Origin of the sequence: Ilyobacter sp., from assembly GCF_041583315.1 — a bacterium.
Taxonomy (GTDB): Bacteria; Fusobacteriota; Fusobacteriia; order Fusobacteriales; family Fusobacteriaceae; genus Ilyobacter.
The window spans coordinates 1-2,202 of the sequence record NZ_JBFHGC010000491.1; the positions used below are offsets into that span (position 1 = coordinate 1).

Here is a 2,202-nt window from a genome sequence, read left to right on the forward strand (position 1 = left end):
GCTTCAAACTCCAGAATTACCCTAGTATCGTATCTCATTCCTATATTGAGTCTTTCCGTAGCCTTATAGTTTAGTCCAAACTGACCTCCGTAACCCCAGGCCGTCCTCTCTGAATCTAAATATATGCTCTCAGTACCTGTCGCAATTGTCAGATCAGCTTCTGAAACCAAACTTCTCATTCCGTAAATAACACGTCCTGCAGCAGACACAGACACCTTATCAGTCAGAAACCATGCCCTTCCAAGAGTAGACTGAAGATACTTGTTAGATCCTTCAGCATAGTTGCCGTTTACCGAAGCAACCGGAGAAATTACAACTCCTGGTTCGATTGTTACTCTTAAATCTGTAAGAAAACCTATCCCGGCAACCCCGTTTTCATACTCCAGGTCTCCACCGCCAGCTATACCTCCCATGGTCCAGTACCATGCTCTGTTATCATTTTTAGTAACAAGAGATATATTTGGTATAGGCTCTAAGAGGTCTGCCTTATACTCTTTTCCCGCATACTCCATCTTCTCTTGACCTATGGCATACTGCAGTCCCATCCCGAAATAAGTCCCATTCTCAAGCTGCATAAGTCCTGCAGGATTATAGTATGGACTTGAACCTGCACTGATGGCCCCTTGTTGGGCGGGATTGGCATTGTATTCCAAGGATAAGCTTTGTACATGGTCTATAGAGGCTGCAAAGGACACGGCAGAAAAAAGAACCCCCAATATTCCACTAACAACTTTTATTTTTTTCATAATCTGTTTTCTCCTTTAAATTGCATGAGTATTATGTTTATTTTTTAATCAACGGTGTAATATATCAGTATTTAATTAACATTAAATTAATTTAATGTTAAAATAAATTTATTTTTAGACTTTTTAAAATTCTGTTAGTAATTTTAAAAAACTCCAACCACTGCTAAACATGATCAAAAACATAGTATTTTAAATTTAAACTTGTAATGATTCCATTATATAAAAAATTTTCATTTTATTTTAAAAAGACCCCGGCTAAATAACCGGGGTCTTCCTCATATACTCTTTATAATCAAAATCATCATGATGCTCTTCTTTTATAAGCTGAAACTCTTCTAAGTTTATTTCTGGGAAATAGGAATCTCCTTCATACTTCCCATGAATATAAGATATATAAAGCTTATCCACAAGATCTTTTACCTGTCTGTAAATGCTAGACCCTCCGATAAAAAATACCTCTTTTTCAAGTTTTCCAGATTCTTCCAGGGCTTTTTCTATACTACAAAAAACTTCCACCCCTACGTGAGAAAAACTTTTGTCCCCTGTAATCACAATATTAACCCTTCCAGGAAGAGGTCTGCCTATCCCTTCAAAAGTTTTTCTTCCCATGATTATGACATTTCCCATGGTGGCTTTTTTAAACTTTTCCATCTCATCAGGTATATGCCATGGCAGGCTGTTGTTTTTACCGATAACTCTGTTTTCATCAAAGGCAACTATCAAGCTTATCATATTAATAGTAAAGGTCTCTTTGGCCTTTTTTTATACCTTCAAGCTTTACCATAAGTGTCTTCTTTACCTCAGGCAGAAGTTCACTTTTTTCTATCTGTCCCATTATAAGGCTATATCCCACTGCCTTTGTTTCCTCCCCTGCATAGTCTTCTAGGTATTCTGCCAAAGTCAGTATGGCATTAGGAGTACAGAAGTGGTGTATAAAACCTGGCTTTGAAAACTCCATAAAATGTTCACCTGTTCTCCCTAGACGGTAACATGCAGTACAAAATGACGGAGTAAATCCGCTGGACATGAGTTCTTTCATAACTTCATCCAAAGATCTTGTATCTCCTATTTTAAATTGTTCCTTAGAAAGGTCCTGTTCTCCCTTCTTTTTACTGTACCCCTGAAGTTCTATCTGGGTCCCTGCATCTATCTGAGATACCCCTAGCTTCATACATTCTCTTCTGAGTTCTGCATTTTCTCTGGCTGTCAGAATAAGACCTGTGTAAGGCACTGCCAGTCTTAATATGGCTATTATTCTTTTCAGCTCCATGTCCCCTACTATATATTCAGGGTCTTTTTTGGATCCAGTCGCTTCATTTAGTCTCGGGAATGATATGGTATGCGGTCCTACTCCAAAATTCGTTTCCAGATGCTCTACATGCTGCATCAGTCCCATAACCTCAAATTTCCATTTGTAAAGACCGAATAACGCCCCTATACCTACGTCATCGATTCC

At 38.3% G+C, this 2,202-nt stretch carries 1 protein-coding gene and 2 pseudogenes; all 3 read right to left on the minus strand.

Going from position 1 to position 2,202, the window contains the following annotated elements:
* Window positions 1-746: pseudogene (locus ABZA26_RS13310) on the minus strand (hypothetical protein); the annotation flags it as partial.
* A gap of 255 nt (window positions 747-1,001) precedes the next feature.
* Entirely contained in the window at window positions 1,002-1,478 is a 477-nt protein-coding gene (locus ABZA26_RS13315; protein ID WP_372714989.1) for a dihydrofolate reductase, read from the minus strand.
* A 1-nt stretch (window position 1,479) separates the two neighbouring features.
* Window positions 1,480-2,202: pseudogene (locus tag ABZA26_RS13320) on the minus strand ([FeFe] hydrogenase H-cluster radical SAM maturase HydG); the annotation flags it as partial.